The sequence below is a fragment of the Paenibacillus odorifer genome, from assembly GCF_000758725.1.
GTDB lineage: Bacteria > Bacillota > Bacilli > Paenibacillales > Paenibacillaceae > Paenibacillus_AQ > Paenibacillus_AQ odorifer.
This window is the reverse complement of the sequence record NZ_CP009428.1, coordinates 1,318,356-1,339,827: the sequence shown is the minus strand read 5'-3', so window position 1 is coordinate 1,339,827 and position 21,472 is coordinate 1,318,356. Positions and strand designations below refer to the sequence as shown.

At 43.4% G+C, this 21,472-nt stretch carries 17 protein-coding genes; 4 read left to right on the top strand and 13 right to left on the bottom strand.

Features of this window, described 5'->3' with window-relative positions; all coding sequences use genetic code 11:
- Window positions 1–4 precede the first annotated feature (4 nt).
- On the top strand, window positions 5–808 hold the full coding sequence (locus tag PODO_RS05780) for a Cof-type HAD-IIB family hydrolase (protein ID WP_038569149.1): 804 nt from the start codon (window positions 5–7) through the stop codon (window positions 806–808).
- Window positions 809–879: 71 nt separating this feature from the next.
- Here PODO_RS05780 and PODO_RS05775 read toward each other — a convergent pair whose 3' ends face one another.
- The 7 genes from PODO_RS05775 to cysT all read right to left on the bottom strand — a co-directional run bounded on the left by PODO_RS05775 (window position 880) and on the right by cysT (window position 8,557).
- Window positions 880–2,664 (bottom strand): ABC transporter ATP-binding protein, encoded by a 1,785-nt coding sequence (locus tag PODO_RS05775; RefSeq protein ID WP_052096828.1) that lies wholly within the window; start codon window positions 2,662–2,664, stop codon window positions 880–882.
- A gap of 17 nt (window positions 2,665–2,681) precedes the next feature.
- A complete protein-coding gene (locus PODO_RS05770) occupies window positions 2,682–3,263 on the bottom strand; it encodes a GNAT family N-acetyltransferase (RefSeq protein ID WP_038569147.1) in 582 nt (193 codons plus the stop codon).
- 309 nt (window positions 3,264–3,572) lie between these two features.
- The gene (locus tag PODO_RS05765) at window positions 3,573–4,358 is read right to left on the bottom strand and encodes an MBL fold metallo-hydrolase (RefSeq protein WP_036681762.1); all 786 of its coding nucleotides are present in this window, start codon (window positions 4,356–4,358) and stop codon (window positions 3,573–3,575) included.
- A 139-nt stretch (window positions 4,359–4,497) separates the two neighbouring features.
- The gene (locus PODO_RS05760) at window positions 4,498–5,565 is read right to left on the bottom strand and encodes a sulfate ABC transporter substrate-binding protein (protein WP_038569145.1); all 1,068 of its coding nucleotides are present in this window, start codon (window positions 5,563–5,565) and stop codon (window positions 4,498–4,500) included.
- A gap of 316 nt (window positions 5,566–5,881) precedes the next feature.
- The gene (locus tag PODO_RS05755; protein WP_038569142.1) at window positions 5,882–6,946 is read right to left on the bottom strand and encodes a sulfate/molybdate ABC transporter ATP-binding protein; all 1,065 of its coding nucleotides are present in this window, start codon (window positions 6,944–6,946) and stop codon (window positions 5,882–5,884) included.
- Window position 6,947: 1 nt separating this feature from the next.
- A complete protein-coding gene (locus tag PODO_RS05750) occupies window positions 6,948–7,745 on the bottom strand; it encodes a sulfate ABC transporter permease subunit (protein WP_036681745.1) in 798 nt (265 codons plus the stop codon).
- Window positions 7,742–8,557, bottom strand: coding sequence for a sulfate ABC transporter permease subunit CysT (cysT, locus tag PODO_RS05745; RefSeq protein ID WP_038569140.1), 816 nt, complete (start codon window positions 8,555–8,557; stop codon window positions 7,742–7,744). Before cysT ends, PODO_RS05750 begins: the two co-directional genes overlap by 4 nt.
- A 208-nt stretch (window positions 8,558–8,765) precedes the next feature.
- On the opposite strand from cysT, the gene PODO_RS05740 reads away from it, so the two are divergent.
- Window positions 8,766–9,167, top strand: a complete 402-nt coding sequence (locus tag PODO_RS05740) for a secondary thiamine-phosphate synthase enzyme YjbQ (RefSeq protein ID WP_038569138.1) — start codon at window positions 8,766–8,768, stop codon at window positions 9,165–9,167.
- A gap of 146 nt (window positions 9,168–9,313) precedes the next feature.
- Here PODO_RS05740 and PODO_RS05735 read toward each other — a convergent pair whose 3' ends face one another.
- The 3 genes from PODO_RS05735 to PODO_RS05725 form a co-directional block, all read right to left on the bottom strand.
- Window positions 9,314–9,895: a TetR/AcrR family transcriptional regulator gene (locus tag PODO_RS05735; protein WP_036681739.1), complete on the bottom strand. Its 582-nt coding sequence runs from the start codon at window positions 9,893–9,895 to the stop codon at window positions 9,314–9,316.
- A gap of 3 nt (window positions 9,896–9,898) precedes the next feature.
- Window positions 9,899–10,531 (bottom strand): YigZ family protein, encoded by a 633-nt coding sequence (locus PODO_RS05730; protein ID WP_038569136.1) that lies wholly within the window; start codon window positions 10,529–10,531, stop codon window positions 9,899–9,901.
- Window positions 10,532–10,677: 146 nt separating this feature from the next.
- A complete protein-coding gene (locus PODO_RS05725) occupies window positions 10,678–12,033 on the bottom strand; it encodes a glucose-6-phosphate isomerase (RefSeq protein ID WP_038569135.1) in 1,356 nt (451 codons plus the stop codon).
- Window positions 12,034–12,268: 235 nt separating this feature from the next.
- On the opposite strand from PODO_RS05725, the gene PODO_RS05720 reads away from it, so the two are divergent.
- Entirely contained in the window at window positions 12,269–13,171 is a 903-nt protein-coding gene (locus tag PODO_RS05720; RefSeq protein ID WP_036681731.1) for an NAD(P)-dependent oxidoreductase, read from the top strand.
- Between the two features lie 1,082 nt (window positions 13,172–14,253).
- Here the strand turns inward: PODO_RS05720 and ppnP are convergent.
- Both ppnP and tkt read right to left on the bottom strand, forming a co-directional pair.
- Complete coding sequence (gene ppnP / locus PODO_RS05715) at window positions 14,254–14,571, bottom strand: pyrimidine/purine nucleoside phosphorylase (RefSeq protein WP_036681729.1); 318 nt, start codon at window positions 14,569–14,571, stop codon at window positions 14,254–14,256.
- 33 nt (window positions 14,572–14,604) lie between these two features.
- Entirely contained in the window at window positions 14,605–16,647 is a 2,043-nt protein-coding gene (tkt, locus tag PODO_RS05710) for a transketolase (RefSeq protein WP_038569131.1), read from the bottom strand.
- Between the two features lie 303 nt (window positions 16,648–16,950).
- On the opposite strand from tkt, the gene PODO_RS05705 reads away from it, so the two are divergent.
- Complete coding sequence (locus tag PODO_RS05705; protein ID WP_036681725.1) at window positions 16,951–17,583, top strand: hypothetical protein; 633 nt, start codon at window positions 16,951–16,953, stop codon at window positions 17,581–17,583.
- 88 nt (window positions 17,584–17,671) lie between these two features.
- Here PODO_RS05705 and PODO_RS05700 read toward each other — a convergent pair whose 3' ends face one another.
- Entirely contained in the window at window positions 17,672–21,466 is a 3,795-nt protein-coding gene (locus PODO_RS05700) for a glycoside hydrolase family 78 protein (RefSeq protein WP_038569130.1), read from the bottom strand.
- Between the last annotated feature and the right edge of the window lie 6 nt (window positions 21,467–21,472).

Sequence of the window (21,472 nt, the reverse complement as noted above, 5' to 3'; positions counted from 1 at the left end):
ACAAATGTACAAATTGATCGCGATTGATATTGATGACACTCTGATTAATGATGACAAGGAAGTAACACCCGCTACCCAAACTGCGCTTGAAGAGGCTGTTGCCGCAGGTGTTGTTGTAACCCTTGCTACAGGCCGTGCTTACGCTTCCGCTCAAGCCATTGCCCGTCAAACTGGACTAAACGTACCTATCATTACTTACCAGGGTGCACTCGTTAAGAACTTGCTCGATGAAAAAGTACTGTATGAGCGTTACGTCCCGCAAGATGCAGTCCGCAAGCTGTTCACTTACTGCGTGGAGCATAATCTGCATCTGCAAACTTACATTGACGACAAGCTATATGCCCGTGAAGACAACCAAAAGATCAAAGACTATACGGACTTGAATAAAACGCAATATTTTATTGAGCCTGACTGGGAAAAGCTTGTCCCGCAAAAAACACCAAAAATGCTAATTATCGATGATCCTGATTTCTTGGATGAACTGGCTCCAATCCTGCATGAATTGCTTGGTGATTCCGTGCATATTACCAAATCCAAACCACACTTCCTGGAAATCATGCATCATGAAGGAACCAAGGGCATTGCACTTGAATTCCTAGCCAAACATTACGGCTGTGAGCTTTCCGAGACTATCGCTGTAGGTGATTCTTGGAACGACCATGAGATGCTGGAAGCTGCCGGACTTGGCGTCGCTATGGAGAATGCTATTCCTGCTCTGAAAGAAATTGCTGATTTTGTGACCTTAAGCAACAATGACGATGGCGTGAAATATGCGATTGATAAATTCATTCTTAATAAAGTGAACTAAACTTCCTTAAGCAAAAGGGTGCAGCAACGCCATATTTTATGACGTTGCTGCACCCTTTTTTATTCCAACACTCAAACACCTGTAGAAGCTAATTCCACTTTCTCGGGTCCCATTCCACTCTCTTCTTCCTGCTCTAGCTGAGAATAATACAAATCATTATATCTTCCTTCAGCAGCAAGCAGTACATCATGCGTTCCACTCTCCACAATTTCACCATTCTCCATCACGAGAATGATATCAGCGTTCTGAATCGTAGATAAACGGTGCGCGATAACGAGTGTAGTTTTGTCTCCCATTAGTTTACGAATGGCCTGCTGCACCAGTTTTTCTGATTCATTGTCAAGTGCAGCAGTAGCTTCATCCAACAGCAGAATAGGAGCGTTTCTCAGAATTGCTCTTGCAATGGAAAGCCGCTGACGTTGTCCCCCGGACAGTCGTGAGCCTTCCTCACCAATATCAGTATCCAGTCCCTCAGGCAATTCCATTACAAAATCATAGGCATTCGCTTTTCGCAAAGCTTCCAGAATTTCTTGCTCATCCGCCTCTGGATTTCCATTCCGGATATTATCACGAATGCTTCCCGTATAAAGACCTGCCTCTTGCGGCACATAGGAAAAATAACTTCTAAGCTTAGCCAGACTCATCTCGTTGATCCGCTGCCCATTGATTATTACTTCGCCTTCATCGGGTTCATACAATCCCAGCAATAGTTTGAAAAGCGTAGATTTACCTCCACCACTCGGTCCCACAACCGCCATCTGTGTTCCTTTTTGAAGCTCTAAGCTGATCTTGTTTATACTTTGTCTCTCTGCTCCCGGATACGAGAAAGAGATCGACGACATAACCATACTCTCAAATTCTGGTTGCTTTGTCTCCACTTCTGGAAGGGTCTCAACCTCCACCGGGCTATCCAACACCTCAAAGATCCGTCCCGCCGCCCCAAGTGATTGCTGCATCGAATTGATCAGTCCCGGCAATGACGAGAACGGCATCACTAAATAATTCATGAGCTGGATGAAAGCAATCATCGCACCGACCTCAAGTGATCCTTTTGCCACAAAATAACCAGCCACGACCAGCGCCAGAAGAAACGTAAAGTTTCCCAAAAAAGAGGAGAATGAGCCAGTAGCTCCCTCAATTCTTCCCCGTTTTAATTCTTCAGAAGTAATATTCTCACTATGCTCCTGATATTGCTTCATTAGTCTGCGTTCAATGCTAAAGGATTTAAACACCATACTACTGCCTAGAATGTCATGTAAAAAGGAAGTAATCTTGCTCATATTAGTCTGAATCTTCACACTGTTCTCACGCATCGCTGAACCGAAGATTTTTCCCGTAAGGAACATCAAAGGCCCCATTGCAAAACAGATCAATGCCAGTAACCAGTTAATATAGAGCAAATAACCAAAAGCCGCGAGGGCTAGTAAAGGGTTACGGATTAGATCAATCATTACCTCGCCTGCAGCATTACCAACAGATTGATTATCATTAGTAAAGCGGGACAATAAATCCCCAGAATGATTACGGTCAAAATAAGACTGAGGAAGAGCTAAGGCATGCCGCATCATATCCAACCGCAGCTCATTTCTGATCTTGGCAGAGATTTTATTTTTGAAATATCGATCGATAAAACCGTTAATTGCACTCACTAATAAGTAGATTAATCCGAAAATAACCAGCCCTTTAAAAGCTTTCACATCGAGTCTAACCGCAGCATCCGTAATTACTGAGAGCAGCCAAGCAATCGTTAAATCCAGAACAATCCCAAATAAAGTCGTAAATAATAAAATCGTATATAAGAGCTTGTGCCTTAACATATATGTACTTAATCTTGAAAATACGCCTTTCTGCTTCAAAGAACCAGCCCTCTCACTTAAAATTCTATACCTCTAACCTTAGCGAACACCTTACTGTCATGCCATTCCCCATCATGCCCAAGACTCGTACTGCGCAGGATCCCCTCCAGTGTAAAACCCGCACGTTCGGCTACCGCGGCACTTTTGATATTTCGTGCACTACAAAAGATTTCGAGACGATTCGCCCCTAATTCCCGTATGGCAAAATTGGTGATTCCATTTACGGCTTCTGTCATATATCCTTTGCCTGCACAGGCGCTCCGGATCCAATAACCAATCTCAAAATTGCGGAGTTCCCAGTTTAGATGATGCAGGCTAATGCAGCCGATAAAACCCTCCGTATCCCTTCTAAAAATACGCATATGTAGCTTATCCCTTTTTAGAAACTCCAGTCTGCCTTCTCTAGTAACTTTCTCTGATTCTTCTAATGTGGGTATTACTTGAGCAAAAGCCATCCAAGGTCTCAATTCATCTATACTTTCACGGATAGCCTCATTCATGCTAACTCCATCTGCCCATAAAGGGGCACGAATGAGCAGCCTCTCTGTTTCAAAACTCTCGGGAAAATCAAGCAGGATTGGATCCTTGGAGTCAGCCACTTCGTACTCCTCCTCTGGCGATGATAATTATTCTAAATATGTAAAAATAATACGATATGCTTTTTGATTATATAGTATATATCGGGATCTGAATACTGAATGCAATAGAAATCACAAAAGGAACATCAACAGGCTGAAGTTGCCCGAATGATGTCCCTTTTTGATTTAGTGAATATCTCAACTAAAGCGGACCACTCCATTTATTGGCTTGAAGAGTTAATTAAACAGATTCAACAAGGCGGAATATAACAGGTTTAAATAAGATCAAGAAAACTCCCTTCCAGCAAATGAAGGGAGTTTTCTTTTTACCTAAATTTCATCTGAAGATCCTAAGGGTATTCTCATCCCCGTCTCGGCCAGCGTAACATTTTCCGGTAAAATATATGATTTTCTCATATCCACATCATGCGACATATGGGTATAGATTGCCTTTTGAGGCTTCACAGTTTGCAGCAGCTCCGCAGCTTCCGTCATATCATATACAGAACGAGTGGATAACTCCGCTGCTTCGTAATAGAAGCTTGTACCTAATACCAGCAAGTCAGCTCCATGCATCAGGCGTGTCTCTTCAGCTCCAAGAGAAATGGAATCTGGACAATACACCCATACATAGCCCTCCTTCTCCAGACGAAAAGCATACGAGTATCCATTCTTGCCATGGTTCACTTTCCAGATATCTATTGTCCAGCCGTCTAGCTCTATGCCTTCATCACAAGGAATCATCTCGATCTGATTGCGCAGCCATGGATATTGCCGCTCAATAATCGGAATCACTTCTGCTGGGGCATAGAGCTGGCCTTTATATCCCATCCAGCGGCAGGCATCCGCCCATTCCGGCAGCCCACCAATATGGTCAAAATGAGCGTGCGTCACCAGCAGTCTGCGCATATTTCGTACTCCCTGCGCTTCCATCTGACGCCGCCAGTCAGGCCCACAATCGATCACTAAAAAGTCACTGCCATTATCTATAAGTACAGAAGAGCGCAGGCGAATATTTTCCCCCTGTTCCCTTGCCTCTGTACAGGTCTCACAGCTGCAATATACCCGAGGAACCCCCATGGCATCCCCTGTACCCAAAAACACCAACGTATCCATCTGTTATCTCTCCTTCAGGTTCTCTTCAACGAAGTAATAAATCTAAATTACCCTCTCTCTATCTTAAAGAGACCCACCAAAAAAAGCCATCCCCACCACAGAAGAACTGCTGGGATGACTCTTTTGTTATACCTCTACCTTATATTCCGGCAAGTACCTGATACCAAATTCCACGCTTGGAATAAAGTGAGCTTCGCACCTCATCCCAGCCTCCTAAATAGTTAATATCAAAGAGGCCCGCCGGATCAGGGTAATCGCTTTTGTGCTCAGCATAGACTTGTTTATCCACGGGACGAAAGCCATATTTTGCAAAGATCTCTTGTGCCTGTGGGGTTATCAAAAAATCAACCAGTGCTTCTGATGCTATGCGTGTCCCATGCTCATCCGCATATTTCTCTACAACAGCCGCCGGATTCTCAATCAGAATTGTATTTTTAGGAATAATAACTTCGTATTTGACTCCCTGAGCAATCCGCGCCAGCAGTTCGTTCTCATAGGTGACAATTACATCCCCCACTCCATACTCGAAGGCTGCCATAGAAGCGCGGCCACTTTTATCCAGAGACTCTACATTGGCATGGATACTTTCCAAAAAAGCTTTGGCTGCTGCTGGATCCTTTGCGCCCTCCTGCTCCTCTGACAGCTTCAGACCAGCCCCATAGATCGCGTTGATATCCCATTGCGCACCACCAGAGGTCTTAGGGTTGGGATATAACACTTTAATCCCCGGCTTGGCTAAGTCCGCAAAATCGCGAATGCCTTTGGGATTTCCCTCGCGGGTACCAAGAGCAACTACTGAACGTGTCACCATACCTTGTTCACCCTGCTCTTTCCATGTTGACGCTACGAGTCCAGCCTTAACTAGCTTCTCGACATCACCTTCCATGGCTAGCAGCGTCACATCCGCTTCAAATCCACCTACAATCGCTCGTGCCTGTGTCCCTGAAGCCTCATAAGACTCCTGAAAACTAATATCCTGACCCGTATCCGCTTTCCACTTCGCAGCAAATAACGGCAAAATATCCTGCATTGCATCCTTAGCCACACTGTATGCGCCAATTACCAGCGTAACATCCCCTTGCTTCGAAGGCTCTGCCATCGTCGTAACTGCCTTCTCATTCCCGCAACCGACTGCTGTCAGTGTGAGTATAGCCAGCATTAGGGCAGCAAAACATCCGTGCAGTTGTCTGCTCCTTTTGACATTCATTGCGGCCCACATCCTTCGAGGTAATGATTTTTAATATTTCCTTGAAAGTAGCTCTATGGCTGAAACTTAAAATTCAAGTAACCAACGTTCGTTATTTGCCGTAATTACGTGGAATGTTTGGACTTTCGGCCGCTGTTGTTCCCAGATTTATTGATTTTATATTCTCAGCGGATTAAATCCGGAAACAAAGGCGGTCACTCCGCTCCTACAGTTCCAAACTTCCACTTCATTACTTCTTACCTTCACATCAGTTCCTCTAATCCTAGTTCATCACATTCGCTACTATCAAAAAAATTGAAAATCATTTTATTTATTTTTAAATAAAAATCGGCATTGGATCTTCTTTCAGGTTGTTCTCCTGGATCCAGCTGCGCTCATCATTAAATAAATAAGCCCGATGTACCAGTACTGAAATTTCCTGACCCGGCTGCAAGGTTTCTTTCTCCAACGAACGGTAGGTGACCAGCTTGTGGCCATTTACTTCAACCTCAACGAGCCATTCGCTTCCGCGGAAATGCAGATGTTTCACAACACCTTTTTCCGTGGCAGAAGCCATCTTGAACTCATGCAGGTTACCCACTTCAATATATTCAGGACGAATCAGTGCTTTGGTAGGCTTGCCGTCCCCCGCACCTGTAAAGCCTTTAACCTCAGAAGCGTTCTCAATCAGCGTAGATTCACCGATAAATGTTGCCACGAACGGTGTTTTAGGCTCCTTGTAAATATCCCACGGGGTACCCTTTTGTTCCAAGCGTCCTTGATTAATAATCATGATTTCATCCGCTACTTCAATCGCTTCATCTTGGTCATGGGTTACGAAAATAGAGGTGATACCTACACGTTCAATCAGTTCACGCAGCCAAGCGCGCAGCTCCTGGCGGATCTTCGCATCAATAGCGGCAAAAGGTTCATCTAAAAGCAGCAGCTGTGGTTCAGGCGCAAGCGCACGTGCAAAAGCCACACGCTGACGTTGTCCCCCTGATAGCTGATGCGGATAACGTTTCTCGAACCCTTTTAACCCTGTAAGCTCCACAAGTTCCATAACACGATCGCGGATGGCTGTTTTGTTAGCCTTTTTAACCTTTAGACCAAAAGCGATATTATCAAATACAGTCATATGTTTGAAGAGTGCATAGTTCTGGAAGACGAAGCCGATCCCACGTTCTTGAGGAGGAAGATTGTTCACCGTTTGACCATAAAAAATAATCTCTCCGGTATCCGGTGACTCCAGTCCCGCCAGCATACGTAGAATTGAGGTTTTCCCGCCTCCACTTGGGCCGAGCAATCCAATCAGGTGACCTTTTGTAATGGTGAAATTGACGTCCTTGACCGCATGAAAATCTCCAAAATGCTTGTTTAACCCCCGCACTTCTACATGCATATTACTGCACTTCCTTTCTTCTCTTGGTCCATTCCATCAACAGCAGCAGACCTGCGGAAAATGCAGCCAGAACTAGCGCTATTCCTCCAGCAGCCGTTACATTAAAATTCTCAACATCCTGATAGACTAAAGTTGTCGCCGTCTGGGTTTTATTCATAATGTTCCCCGAGACCACGAGCACCGCACCGAACTCTCCAAGTGAACGTGCCACCGTAAGAATGACACCATACACAACCGCCCAACGAATCGAAGGCCAAGTTACCTTCCAAAAAATAGTCCAGCTACGAGCGCCCAATGTCGAAGCCGCTTCCTCCTGCTGTGAACCAATCTCCTGAAGCACCGGCATCACCTCGCGCACCATTAAAGGAAAGGTAACAAATAAAGTGGCAATGATCATTCCGGGAATCGCATAAACGATCTTTAGTCCAATCCCCTCAAAAATCGCCCCCAAGGTACTATCGGGACCCAGCAACAGGACAATCATCAATCCTCCGATTACAGGGGATACTGCGTAAGGCAAATCTACAATACTGTTCAATAATCCTTTTAGACGCTTGCCGATCCAGTTCGCCCGAACAAGATACAGAGCCATCATAATACCGAACAATGTATTTAATAACGTAACTACTATCACAACAAGCCCAGTCATCATTAGCGCATGCAGCGCTTCGGGCCTAGTCAGTGCATTCCAGAATCCACCAAATCCTTCACTAAAAGCACCCATAGCCATTTTTCCTAATGGAGCAGCAATCAGCAAAAAAAACACTAAATAAGTAAGAGCAATCCATAGTTTTCTCATGAGCGTCTCCCCCGCATCTGCAGCATATTAATCAGCCAAAGAATGAGAAAGGATAAGGTCAAGAGAATAACAGAAACCGCAGCGGCGGAGACCGGATTATCACTTTCAACTTCACCAAAAATAAAAACAGAAGATACAAGCGTACGGCCCGGAATATTACCTGCGACGAGTACCACTGCACCAAATTCCGCAAGCGCTCTTGAAAATGCGAGCATCCCACCACTGATCATCCCAGGCGCCATAGATGGAAGAATAACTTGCCAGAATACCCTTGCCCCCTTGGCACCCATTGTATATGCTGCTTCCTCTTCGGATGGATCCAACTCCTCCAGCAAGGGCTGAACCGCTCGAATCACGAATGGAAACGTCACGAACACCATAGCAATTACGATAGCCGGTTGATGAAAAACAATTTCAAATCCAAGTGCCTCAGCTGCTTTGCCGATAAGGCTACCTGGTCCAAGCAGCAGTAGAATCATCAAACCTCCGACTGCTGTTGGCAGTGCAAAAGGTAAATCGACCAGACTGTTTAGCAGCGCTTTACCAGCAAATTGATAACGAATAAGGACCCAAGCAATCATAGTTCCTAACAAGACATTAATTAAAGTAGCGATAATCGCCAGCTTTAAGGTTAACAGCACCGACTTCCAAGCAATTGGGTCGCTGACGCTTTCCACAAAATTGCCAAAACCAAGAGAAAAAGAGTTGTAATAGACCCCGAGTATGGGCAACACGATCAATACTACAAAATAAAGCAAAATTGTAGTTCGGAAACCCCAAGTCCAGCCTTTGTGTCTAAGCAGCGAATTCAATGATTTTTGCCCTCCCACCTCCGGATAACCGGTCGGTATACTAACCAAAATCCTCATTAATTATTCCTATTTATATACTTGGTTTTATATTATTACTACTTTACCAAATCCTTCTCACCGCCGTCAATTACTTTCAAGTGAATTTGGGTTAAAATATATGTATCAAAGGTACACTAAAAAATGGCACCTCACAGGAAGGGGAATGATTATGTTGCATACTCTGGAGATCACTACTACAAAGCGGGATGAATTGCGTGATATTACTCGGGAAGTCATTTCTTATGTAAAAAAAAGTGGAGTTCAAGACGGATTGATTGTAGTTTATTGTCCTCATACCACTGCTGGTATTGCTATTAATGAAAATGCGGATCCTGATGTGAAGCATGATGTTCTGATGCGTCTGGATGAGGTCTACCCTTGGGAGCATCCGAAGTATCGGCATGCGGAAGGCAATACTGCTTCTCATCTTAAATCTATTACTACCGGGCCTTCCCAGACCCTGATTATCCACGAAGGTGAATTAGTTCTCGGTCGTTGGCAAGGTATTTATTTCTGTGAGTTCGATGGACCTAGACGCCGGCAATGTTTCTTAAAAATAGTAGAGGGATAATAAACATACAAATGGCCGCTTCCGTTATCGCTACGGAGCGGCCATTTAGACTATAACTAGAGTCTAGTAATACTTTCATCAAGCAGAGAAGCAGTGTTATACCAATGCACAGCTTTAAAGTGAAGATCTATAAAAAAAACAGCATGTTAAAGGCTGCGACATAAAACCTTTATATGAGCTAACGCTGCCTCTTTCACATCGTCAAACGATACTTTATCCTGGATATAATAAGAAATAAATCCGTGTGCAGACAAGAACATTGTTAACGGCACATTCTGCCAGTCCTCAGACACATATCCCTCTTCCTTCATATGACGGCGTACAATACTTGAGAATAAATCAAAACATCGTCCCTGTTCTGCTCTACAATAAGCTAGCAATTCCTCATCGCGAATCATGAACATAATTTCATATTGATAGGGATGATCTATTCCAAATCTAATAAATTCCATAATCAGCTGTTCTACCCTTGTCATTCCTTCTTCAGGCGGTTTATTCATTACTTGGCTGAGTAAAGCAGCCACATGATTAAAATCCTCTACAACAATAGCGTAGAACAACTCCGCCTTTTCCTTGAAATGATAATAGAGAGAGCCGTGGCTATATCCCAAATGCTGACCAATACTTCGCATTGAAATTGCCCGATACCCTTTGGTTATAAATAGATGCCTAGCGGCCTCTAGAATCCTTTCCCTCGACAACTCCTGCTCCACTGCTCTCCTTGCCATATACTAATCCCCTTCGCTGTAGTAAATCCGCCGCCCTTCTGTTATCAGGGCTTGCCCTTGGGTTAGATCTGTCATCCATGCCATAAAAGTGTCACCCTCATCATTTCGCGGCAAACATAACAACGTTACCTTGTCGGTGAACAAAGTCTCGCCAGTCTGAATCCCTCTTCCTCGAAGTTCGTTCTCAACCTTGCCCAGCCAAGTGTACTCGATCTCTACGAATACCTCTCGTCTCAGTACACGGGTGATTACTTCTCCTGCTTCAAGCGCAAGCACTGCTCCATCCGTATAAGCTCTAATCAGCCCACCGGCACCCAGCATAATGCCTCCGAAATAACGGGTAACTACGATTGCGACATTTTTAACTCCCTGATTGCGGATTACTTCCAAAATCGGTTTGCCGGCTGTACCACTCGGCTCCCCGTCGTCCGATTGCCTCTGGATTTCGTCTCTCTCCCCAATCACATAAGCAGAACAGTTATGCGTTGCGTTCCAATGTTTCTTCTTGATGTCCTCGATAAACAACAAAGCTTCTTCTTCATTCTCCACTGGCATAACATGACCAATGAAGCGGGATTTACGGATCACAACTTCCTTTGAGCCGGAAGAGCGGACCGTTTGATATTGTTCTAACATAATTATTCCAGTCCTTATTTACATATGATGTCTTCATATAATGTCAGGAGCAGTCCCGGTATTGGATTACCTATGGACTGCTCCTGGTGACTTACATTAGTATGAATGTTCTGTGATTAATAGCCATTGTAAAACCTTCTGCAATACTATTCAGTAAGTCTTGCTTCCAGCTCTGCTTTTTCTTTTTCGTAACCTGGTTTGCCAAGCAATGCGAACATGTTTTTCTTGTATGCTTCTACGCCTGGTTGGTCAAATGGGTTAACACCGAGCAAGTATCCGCTGATACCGCAGGCTTTTTCAAAGAAGTACACCAAATATCCAAAGGTGTATGGTGTTTGATCAGGAATAGTAACGATAAGGTTAGGTACTTGACCATCTGTATGTGCAAGCATTGTACCTTGGAAAGCTTTCTTATTCACGAAATCCATAGTCTTACCTGTTAAGAAGTTCAAGCCGTCCAGATCATCCGGATCATTCTCAATCGTAACATGATGAGCTACTTGATCTACTTGGATAACCGTTTCAAAAATGTTGCGGTTACCTTCTTGGATAAATTGACCCATGGAGTGTAGATCTGTGGAGAAATCAACGGAAGAAGGATAAATTCCTTTGAAGTCCTTACCTTCACTTTCGCCAAACAATTGTTTCCACCACTCAGATACAAAGTGTAAGGAAGGCTCATAGTTGACGAGGATTTCAGTTGTTTTACCTTTACGGTATAAAGAGTTACGAACTGCAGCATATTGATAAGCTTGGTTAGTAGCTACATCTGGATTGTTGAACTCATCCGCAGCGGCAGCAGCACCTTGCATCATTTCTTCAATGTTAATGCCAGCTACAGCAATCGGCAGCAAGCCTACAGGTGTCAATACGGAGTAACGTCCGCCTACATCGTCTGGAATGATGAAGGATTCATAACCTTCTTCAGTTGCCAATTTCTTAAGGGCACCTTTTTCCTTGTCTGTAGTAGCGTAAATGCGTTTACGAGCTTCTTCCTTGCCGTATTTCTTCTCCAGCGCAGCGCGGAAAATGCGGAAAGCAATTGCTGGCTCAGTAGTAGTTCCTGATTTGGAGATTACGTTCACGGAGAAGTCTTTGCCTTCTACTAGATCAAGCAGATGCGTGATGTATGTAGAGCTAATGTTATTACCAGCGAAATAAACTTCTGGAGTTTTGCGTTTATCTTTAGAAAGGTTATTGTAGAAAGAATGCGATAGCGCCTCAATAGCTGCGCGTGCTCCCAGATAAGAACCTCCGATACCAATTACAATCAGCACCTCGGAATCGCTTTGGATCTTCTTAGCAGCTTGTTGAATGCGAGCAAATTCTTCCTTATCGTAAGCTGTCGGCAGATCGATCCATCCAAGGTAGTCAGAACCTACACCAGTCTTGTTATGCAACTGTTCGTGTGCTAGCTTAACTGGGGCGGCAAGGTTGTCGATTTCTTGTTGGTTAAAAAACGAAAGAGCTTTTGTGTAGTCAAAATTAATCTTCTTAGACATCGGTAATGGTAACCTCCTGTTTTATCTCTTTAAATTTAAAACCGTTTGTTACAACTTTATAATTAGGATACTTTAATTTGCCTTGACTGGCAAGGTCTTAGGGCACATAGAGGGCATTAGAACCAAGTTTTTCAAAGTTCCTTGGAAGCGTTTCCTGTATCAAAAGACATAGGTGTGCTGTGGTGCTGGACAAAGTGCCGTGATAGAATAAAGAAAACGGAAGGTGGCTATATAAATGAAACAAATCGGTTTTATCGGACTCGGAACAATGGGTGCGCCTATGGCCTCCAATTTACTACGTGGCGGCTTTCAGGTTACGGTATACAACCGTACGGCAGCCAAATGTAAACCTCTTGAAGCAGAAGGTGCCCAGACTGCTCTCACGCCCCGCGAAGCGGCTGAGGGTAAGGATGTTATTATTACCATGATCAGCAATGATGATTCGGTTCGTGAAGTGTTTTATGATCAAGATGGTATTCTTGATGCTGTGAAGCCTGGTGGACTAATTATTGATTCCAGCACAATTTCACCGGGACTGGTTCGCGAAATTGCCGCCGCTGTAGAAGCTCGTGGTGGACATTTCCTAGACGCTCCAGTAACTGGAAGCAAACCAGCAGCGATTGAAGGAACCTTAGTGTTCATGGTCGGCGGTAGTGCTGAGGTCATAGAACAACATCGTGATATCTTTGATACTTTGGGTAAGAAGCTGCTACATATGGGTGAAAACGGCAGCGGTGCTGTAGCTAAGCTGGCTCACAATGCTATGGTCGGCATTCATAATGTTGCCCTAGCCGAAGGGTTCGCCATTGCCGTTAAATCAGGCGTACCAGCAGACAAGTTCTTGGAACTGGTACAACTTGGTTCAGCGGGCAGCAAACAAGCTGAGCTTAAAGGACGTAAAATCATAGAAGATGATTTCAGCAATCAATTCTCCCTCGCTCTAATGCTTAAGGATTTGAAGCTTGCCTCTGCCCACAGCGATTCAACAGGCGTTCCTTCTCCTATGCTGGGCTTGGCTAAAAGCATGTTCCAAGCTGGATTCACCCAAGGTTATGGTGAAGAAGATCTCTCTGCTGTAGTGAAATGTTACGAAGAGTGGATCGGCCAAAAGATGGGTGCAAATGTATCCGATAAATAAATTCAAGAACTCAATACCTACTTCATAAGAACATTTACGACCGCCCCGCACATGATATTGCGATGCGGTCTTTTCTTTATAGACAATCCCATTGTCAAACCAAATATACGAACGTTTGTTTGTGTATTTATAATACCAAATTAACTGTTTTAGTGCAAGAAAATATTGGTTGCTGTGGTGTTACTCATAACGTTGTGGCGGTGTTGGTGGGATAGTTACTAAGAAGGTCGCGAAGTACTGGTTAGTCGCAAAAAGTTACTGAATTAGTGGTGAAATGCTGGTTAGTTACTGGTTAGGCTAGTTAGTCGCTGGCTATCGGACTCCATAGTCGTTATTGGCATAAAAAATGCCAATTATGAGGCTGTTTCTATAGAATAGCTGCACTGTAGTCCGAAAGCTTGCTCCAAAGGCTATAAATTTGCTAATAGCGTCATCTGGGTCCTTAAGTGGTAGGATTGGTGTCGACCCGGTGCTACATTGGTGTTGATCCAGTGTTAGCGTCATCTAGGTCCGTAAGCATTGGGTTGGTGCGGACCCGGTGCCTAAAGTTAGTGATGTCACAGTGCCATCGGACTCAGCTGACCTTATTCGTAGTATAATCTCACATTTGGCATGCTATCGGACTCTATAGTCGTTATTGGCATAAAAAATGCCAATTATGAGGCTGTTTCTATGGAATAGCTGCACTGGAGTCCGAAAGCTTGCTCCAAAGGCTATAAATTTGCTAATAGCGTCATCTGGGTCCTTAAGTGGTAGGAATGGTGCTGACCCAGTGTTAAATTAGTGTTGCTCCAGCGCTAACGTCGTCTGGGTCCGTACGCGGTGGGGATGGTTATGACTCAGTGCTAATTTAGTGATTATCCGATTCAGCTCTAACGTCATTTGAGTCCTTAAGCCTCAAAATAGAATGATGAATACATAATTGAACATCAAGCAATCACCAGCCACAACAAAAAGCAGCGATCCTCCAATAACGGGAGAACAGCTGCTTTGCTGACTTCTACGATTTTTAAAGTGTATCCGGGTCGTCTCACTCAATGAAAAAAGCTACTTATAGGACAACCCTTAGAAAAGTCTGTTTTCTATAGAACCGGGTAAGAACAGCAATAATCAGTTACTTCAAATACTTCCAACGCAAATTTAGAGTTGCCAGGAACATTGAACGTTGACGCTCCCTTAATCTCCTGCCATACCTCAGTGCCGGGAAGCAGCACTTTAAGATCGCCGGACAGAATCTCCATAATTTCAGGACCATCTGTACCAAATTCATACACACCCGGCAACATGATGCCCAGTGTCACCTTAGATCCATCTTGCAAAATTACCGTACGGCTGGTTACTTGTCCGCCATAATATACATTGGCTGCTTTTTCGATCGTTGCGTTGTTAAACTGACTCATTACTTGTTCTCCCCCTAATGATTATTCAGTTAATTACAGAAGTGCTTTCACACGGCTAATTACGTTCTCTACAGTAAAGCCGTATTCTTTCATAACTCTATCGCCAGGGGCGGAAGCTCCGAAAGTAGTGATGCCTAGGATATCGCCTTGGTCACCAGTGTAACGTTCCCAGCCGAAGGTTTGTGCCATTTCGATAGCAAGACGAGCTTTGACTCCTGGAAGAATTACGGAATCGCGATATTCTTTGTCTTGTTTTTCGAACAGATCCCAGCTTGGCAAGCTGATTACACGAACATCGATGCCTTCTTCTGCCAAAGCAGCTTGCGCTTTAACTGCCAACTGTACTTCAGAACCAGTTGCGATAAGTTGTGCTTGTGGAGTGCCATTTTTGGAATCAGAGACAACATAACCACCACGTTTGATGTTTTCACGAACGCCATCTACGGTTCCAGCAAGAATTGGCAAGTTTTGACGGGTCAGAACCAAAGCAACCGGATTCTCTTTGTTTTCCATAGCATAAGCCCATGCTGCAGAAGTTTCGTTAGCATCAGCCGGACGAATAACAGTTAGACCTGGGATGATACGCAGGGAAGCCAATTGTTCGATTGGTTCATGCGTAGGACCATCTTCACCAACTGCAATACTGTCATGTGTCAGTACATAGGTTACTGGCAATTTCATGATCGAAGCCAAACGAATTGCTGGACGCAGGTAGTCAGTGAATACGAAGAATGTTCCTCCGAATACTTTAAGACCAGTGTGCAGAGCAATACCGTTCATTGCAGCAGCCATACCAAACTCACGTACGCCGAAATAAATGTTGCGGCCATCATAAGATTCTGGTGTGAAAGATGTCAAACCATTCAAATGCGTCATAGTGGAGCTTTCCAAGTCAGCGGAACCACCCACTAGCTGAGGAACGCCAGCAGTCAGACCGTTAAGCGCACTACCGGAAGCGACACGAGTCGATACTGCTTTATCTTCAGTAGTGTAAGTTGGAAGGTTAGCATCCCAGCCTTCTGGAAGATCGCCATTGATTACTGTTTCGAATTGTGCAGCTAGCTCTGGATATGCTTTTTTGTAAGCCGCAAATTTGTCGTCCCAAGCTTTGTTAGCTGCGATTCCGTTTTTCTTCACTTCTGCAAAATGTGCACGAACTTCATCAGGCACATAGAAATCTTCTTCGTATACCCATTTGTAGAAATCTTTGGTCAGCTTAGCTTCTTCTGCTCCAAGTGGGGAACCGTGAGTACCGCCATGGCCGCCTTTACCTTGTTTGTTAGGGCTACCATAACCAATAACTGTTTTCACTTCGATCAAAGTCGGTTTGCTAGTCTCAGCTTGCGCCTCAGCAATAGCTTTTTCAATAGCCGGAAGGTCATTTCCGTCTTCTACACGCAGAACTTGCCAACCATAAGCATCAAAACGTTGAGCTACATTTTCGGAGAAAGAAAGATTCAATTTACCATCAAGGGAAATATCATTTGAATCATACAATACAACCAATTTTCCGAGTTTCAAATGACCCGCAAGAGAAGCGGACTCAGAAGAGATCCCTTCCATAAGGTCACCATCACCACAAATAGCATAAGTATAGTGGTCAACTACGTTATGTCCTTCTTTGTTGTAGGTTGCGCCCAATTGAGCTTCGGCCATAGCCATACCAACGGCCATACCAATACCTTGTCCAAGCGGACCTGTAGTTGCATCAACACCAGCTGTGTGACCAACTTCCGGGTGACCAGGAGTCAAGCTACCCCATTGACGGAATTGTTTCAATTCTTCCATAGGAAGATCATAGCCGCTAAGGTGCAGCAAGCTGTACAGAAGCATGGAACCATGTCCAGCGGACAATACAAAACGATCGCGGTTTACCCATGTTGGATGATCAGGGTTATGATTCATTGTTTTTGCAAACAGTTGGTAGCCCATTGGTGCAGAACCCATTGGCATACCTGGATGGCCGGAATTCGCTTTTTCGATAGCATCAATAGCCAACGTACGAATTGTTGTGATAGACAAGTTATCTACTGTTGAGTTTTCTTCCTTCTGGATCGCTTGTTCTTGTTCACTCATTTAATAGTTCCTCCTCTGAAATCTCAAGAATGTCATTTTGACTCTTATTGTATCACTAGTGTGGAAGCAATTCCAATTGTTTTTAAAAACTCTTTGTTTGACAGCTTATGTTTTGCAATATCTACGCATTTATATACGCAAAAGTAACTATGTCATGAGACGGGTTTTTACTTAGCCTATGGTCTAGTTTTCTATTGCGACTAAAGTTTGTTTTACAATGCTCGAATATAAAGTAAGATGGAGTTACTCAAGTAAAATTTTCATTCATTATCCAATATCTCCAAGTGGAAAGGAATTCTGAACATGACTTCGAAAAAGGATGTTTATATTGTGCTTACCGGTACAGGTACAGCCTTCAGTGGTTTCATTAAGTGGTTTACAAAAGCTGATCTGAACCATGCTTCGATCGCCTTTGATAGTGAACTACGTGAGGTGTACAGCTTCGGAAGAAAAAAAATGCACAATCCATTCGTCGCGGGTCTGATTCAAGAAAATTTCATTCACCCTTTTTATAGCAGCGCAAATTGCTCTATTTATCAGTTACGTGTTAGTGCCACGGAATACGATGCCATGTACAATCATGTCCAAGGGATGATGAAAAATCAGGAACGTTATAAATACCATCTTTTAGGCCTGATCGGCGTACTTCTAAATGTTAAAATAGATCGAGAGAACGCTTATTTCTGCTCTCATTTTGTTGCTTCCTTATTTGAAAATACCGCAGTTCAGCCTGTGAATAAGCCTTCCTGCTTTGTTACCCCGGAGGATTTCGCTCTTTCACTCTGTTCCCATAAAATATTCAGCGGCAAGTTATCCTATTATGTGCGTAGAGCTCAAAGAGCCTCTGCGCGTTCGACGAATATACCTTTACATACACCTTCCGTTGCGACAAGAATGATGAGAATGAATGAAGAACGGACTGAAGGAGTTATATAAGTTGTTGCTCGTAAAAAAAGGGCTATGCGGATCGTATTTCCGCGTAGCCCTTTTTAGATGAAAAAAGGATAAAGTCGTAGATATATCATTACTTCACACGATGGTTCCGAAAATATTCGGACCAATCGCCAGCGATCACAACAGTAACTGTATCTATTTTGGTATTGTACTCATTCTTAGCTGTGAAGGTAAATTTCACTGGACCATCGGGAAGTTTCACAAATGCTGGATCATATAATTCGCCTGTCCACAAGGTTTTGTCACTGTTCGTTGGATTTAGTTGCGTAGAATAACCTCCCGTCATCGTTACCTCAACAGTATCAGGTAGACCGGTTGCTATCCCTTGCAATATAAATCGCTCACCTGCCCAAAACACATTGTAGCCTCTTGGACTCTCCTCATTACCGCTCTTGTTCAAATTGTAGCCTTTACGGTTGTTATTCCATTCCTCTGTGTGCTGGACCCCACCTTTAATACTCAGCAGATTAACCATGAAATATTTACGCGCTGAGATATTACTCCAGTTATAACCATCAAAAGCTTCCACTTCCACGGCATATTTTTCGTTCTCAACCAATATTCCCGCGGGCACTTGCCACTGTTTGGCACTTGAATTTTGTTCGCCAGATTGAACCTTAACCATCCCTGTCGCCAAGTTGATAATTTGTACCTTATACCGCTGTTGTTCATCTCCATCCTCATCTTGATAATCCCACTTGATGATTGGTGTAAGCGTACTTGCGATCATAGGCTTACTTGAGTCAGTACTTGTTGGGTACGTTATCGTTACGGTCGGTTTACGGTTGGCTACGGTGATAATCAGAGATAGCTCTCGATACAGTCCTAGAGAATCCGTAACGGTTTGTTTCAAGGTGAAGACGCCATTTGAGGTGAATTTCTTCGTAAATTCAGCTTGAGTACTAGCCAATCCGTACGTCCCGTTGGATGATTTCAAATCATACTTATAGCTGATCGTATCTCCTTTTGGAAGGTCTGGATCCGTCGCTTTGCTCTTGATATTAAGAAGATCCGTCCGATAAATCGGCTCTTTGGCAGCATCTCTACCTGTATCCGTGATTAGTGTGAATCCAGGCTGCGGCGGATTGTCGATGATAAACGTTTTTTCGTTAGATATTTCTGACCAGGATAACTTGGAATAAGCCCGCCCATATACAGTGAAGTATTCAAATCGATTGAATGTATGGTTAGGGAGTTGATATTGCCGCAGCTGACCTGTGGTGTCAAGGTTCTCAACTGTCTTAACTAAGAGTCCGTCTTTTGAAAAAAATTCTAAACGGTACTTCTCCTGCCGATCACTCTCTGGGTCTGTATAATTCCATTTAATTAATGGATCTCCTTGTATTTCGGCATCTATTACGGATGGATTGGTTACGGTTCCCGACGGGGTTATCAATGTCATCGAGGGCGCTAGATTCTTAGTAACATTCACCTTCAACGTAGCTATATTAGACTTATCACCGATCTGATCGATAACCCAGTGTTCCAATGTATAGATACCGGACTCAGGAAAATTAACATCAATATTAGGAGTTCGAAACCATTGCGTAATGCCATCACTATCTGTTACTTTCCAGAAGTATTGCAGACTAGCGAGATCTGAGGGATCTCCATCCTCATCAAAAGATGTATATTGTCGGGTATCATATTGGAATACTGCCGATGGACCATTAATAGCAGCTGTTGGAACATGATTTTTAACAGTAAATACACGTGTTGCATTGGAACTTAAAGCTCCAATACTTGAGGGATTAGGTACGTCTGTTGCTTTAAGGCGCATTTCCCATCCTTCTGATATAGCCTGTTGCGGTGAAATTCCGTTTCCAGCAATAAGATCTCGTATCGTCAAAGATTGGTTGCGGTTGCTGCCAGCATAATAATAAGGACTATTGTTGAGTTTGGCGTACCATAAATAAGCAAGCGAATCTCCATCTTCATCAGGATCTGGTGTTAGATTATCCATTGTAATTACAGTATCTCGATATACTTCAGCTGGCATGTTAAATGCTGCTGCGGGTGGGTGATTAATCACCTGGACATTTTGGCGATACCAATCTGACCATAAACCTCGGTTGTCATGCACTTGTAAACTAATTTGATAATTACCGATTCCAAAAGCTGCGATATTAGGTGGCGTTGTAGCTCCACCCCAATGCTCCCAAACTTTGTTCCAACCATCTTTGATAACCGTCCAGTAATACATATCTAATGGATCATTATCCGGATCAAACGATTTGTCTGTTATGGTAGTAGCTTTGCGATAGGAAACAATATTAGGATCAACAGTAAATAGCGCTACGGGAGGTAGATTACCTGCAGCCCCCACCGTCCTTACACACCAGTCGCTCCAGACCCCTAACCCATTTTCGCCATCGACATCACGTACTCTAAGGCGTATGTCATATTGTCCAGAACTCGGTAATTGAGCTGGCGGTTGACCGTCTGTCCATATTTCAGAATCAGTTTTTTTATACTGCCATTGCCAAGCTATAAGTCCCTTATTAACAGCCATGATGTGGTCCAAATCGTAGGAACTATCTGTTAGCTGAAGAGATCCCCACGCCAGTTTGGCAGCAAACAATGCAATGGGCTTCCGATGAACATGATAGGTCATTGAGGATAAATTATCTCGACTCCATAAACGATAGTCATCGAATCGGTCATCGTTTTTAGGATTATCTCGTGCTTGAAAGGTTGCGTTATAGAGTCCGCTATATGGAAAGGAGGTATACCTTTCTGAACGCCATAACCCACTATCCGAAACGATACCCATTGAATTATCGAAGAAATACGGGTTATGATCGTATCTATAGCGTTCTTGATATTTAGAATCTCCTTCATAGTCCTTGTATGTGGTTGATACGTCTATAGGAGTGTTAATCAATATAAAGGATTTATTCCTAAGCCTATAAGATACATTAACAACCAACGATTTCTCATCCTTATAATTATAGGGATCCACAACCTTGATAATGATATTGTGTCGTCCGGGAGGAATTCCGTCTGCCAAAACATCTATTGGGATGGAAAACCATTTATTATTTAGTGCCTGTTGGACATTGACTTGTTTATAGAACACATTAGGGATTTCAGCACTAACGACTAGATCATTATTGTCCACATCTCGAACATATCCCTCGATGTTCATTCCACTGAATCCTGGCTCATTTAATAGCTGCTGCTCGCTTGGTGTAGTCACTGTAAGAGTAGGTGCCGAATTTATTACTAGAGGTATGTTCTCCCAATCATAATATACGTTGTTATGCCAACCATTCATCCATTCGTTAGGTTGGTGTTGCGCATCACTTGCTCTTAGCGCGACTCTAAGGGCTTTTGGAATGCCATACTTCGCTGGATAAGCATAACTTTCATAAAAAGCGGTTGTATTTCTGTCAAGGTTAAACTGAAGACTATCCGAACTTTTCACAGGTGGCATTTCTTCAATTCTCCATGAGGCATCAGTAGCATAATCAGTATTACCACTTCCATCTGTCCTGTACATATAACTGTAAATATTAAGAAATCTAGTACGCTGCGTATCATAGTACCAATTAATATCCCCTGATGTTAAAACTACAGGCGCATCAGGTACATAATCGTAGCGCAGTATTCTTGTTGTTAGATTAAAAGTAATATTGGTTAGGGTCATAGCAGGCATATTCAAATTCAAAGATCCTATATTCCCCATAGCAGGCTCCCAAGGAGTTGTTTTATTAAATCCTTCAAGACGAATATCCATAAAATTGACGATATTTGGGTCACCTGCCGCCTCTACCTTAACACTCCCCGAATAAAATTCAGGGAATGAAAGAAGTAGTAATACAAGGGCCATAAACGTTGAAATTGTTTTTTTAAATTTCCGCATCTCTAA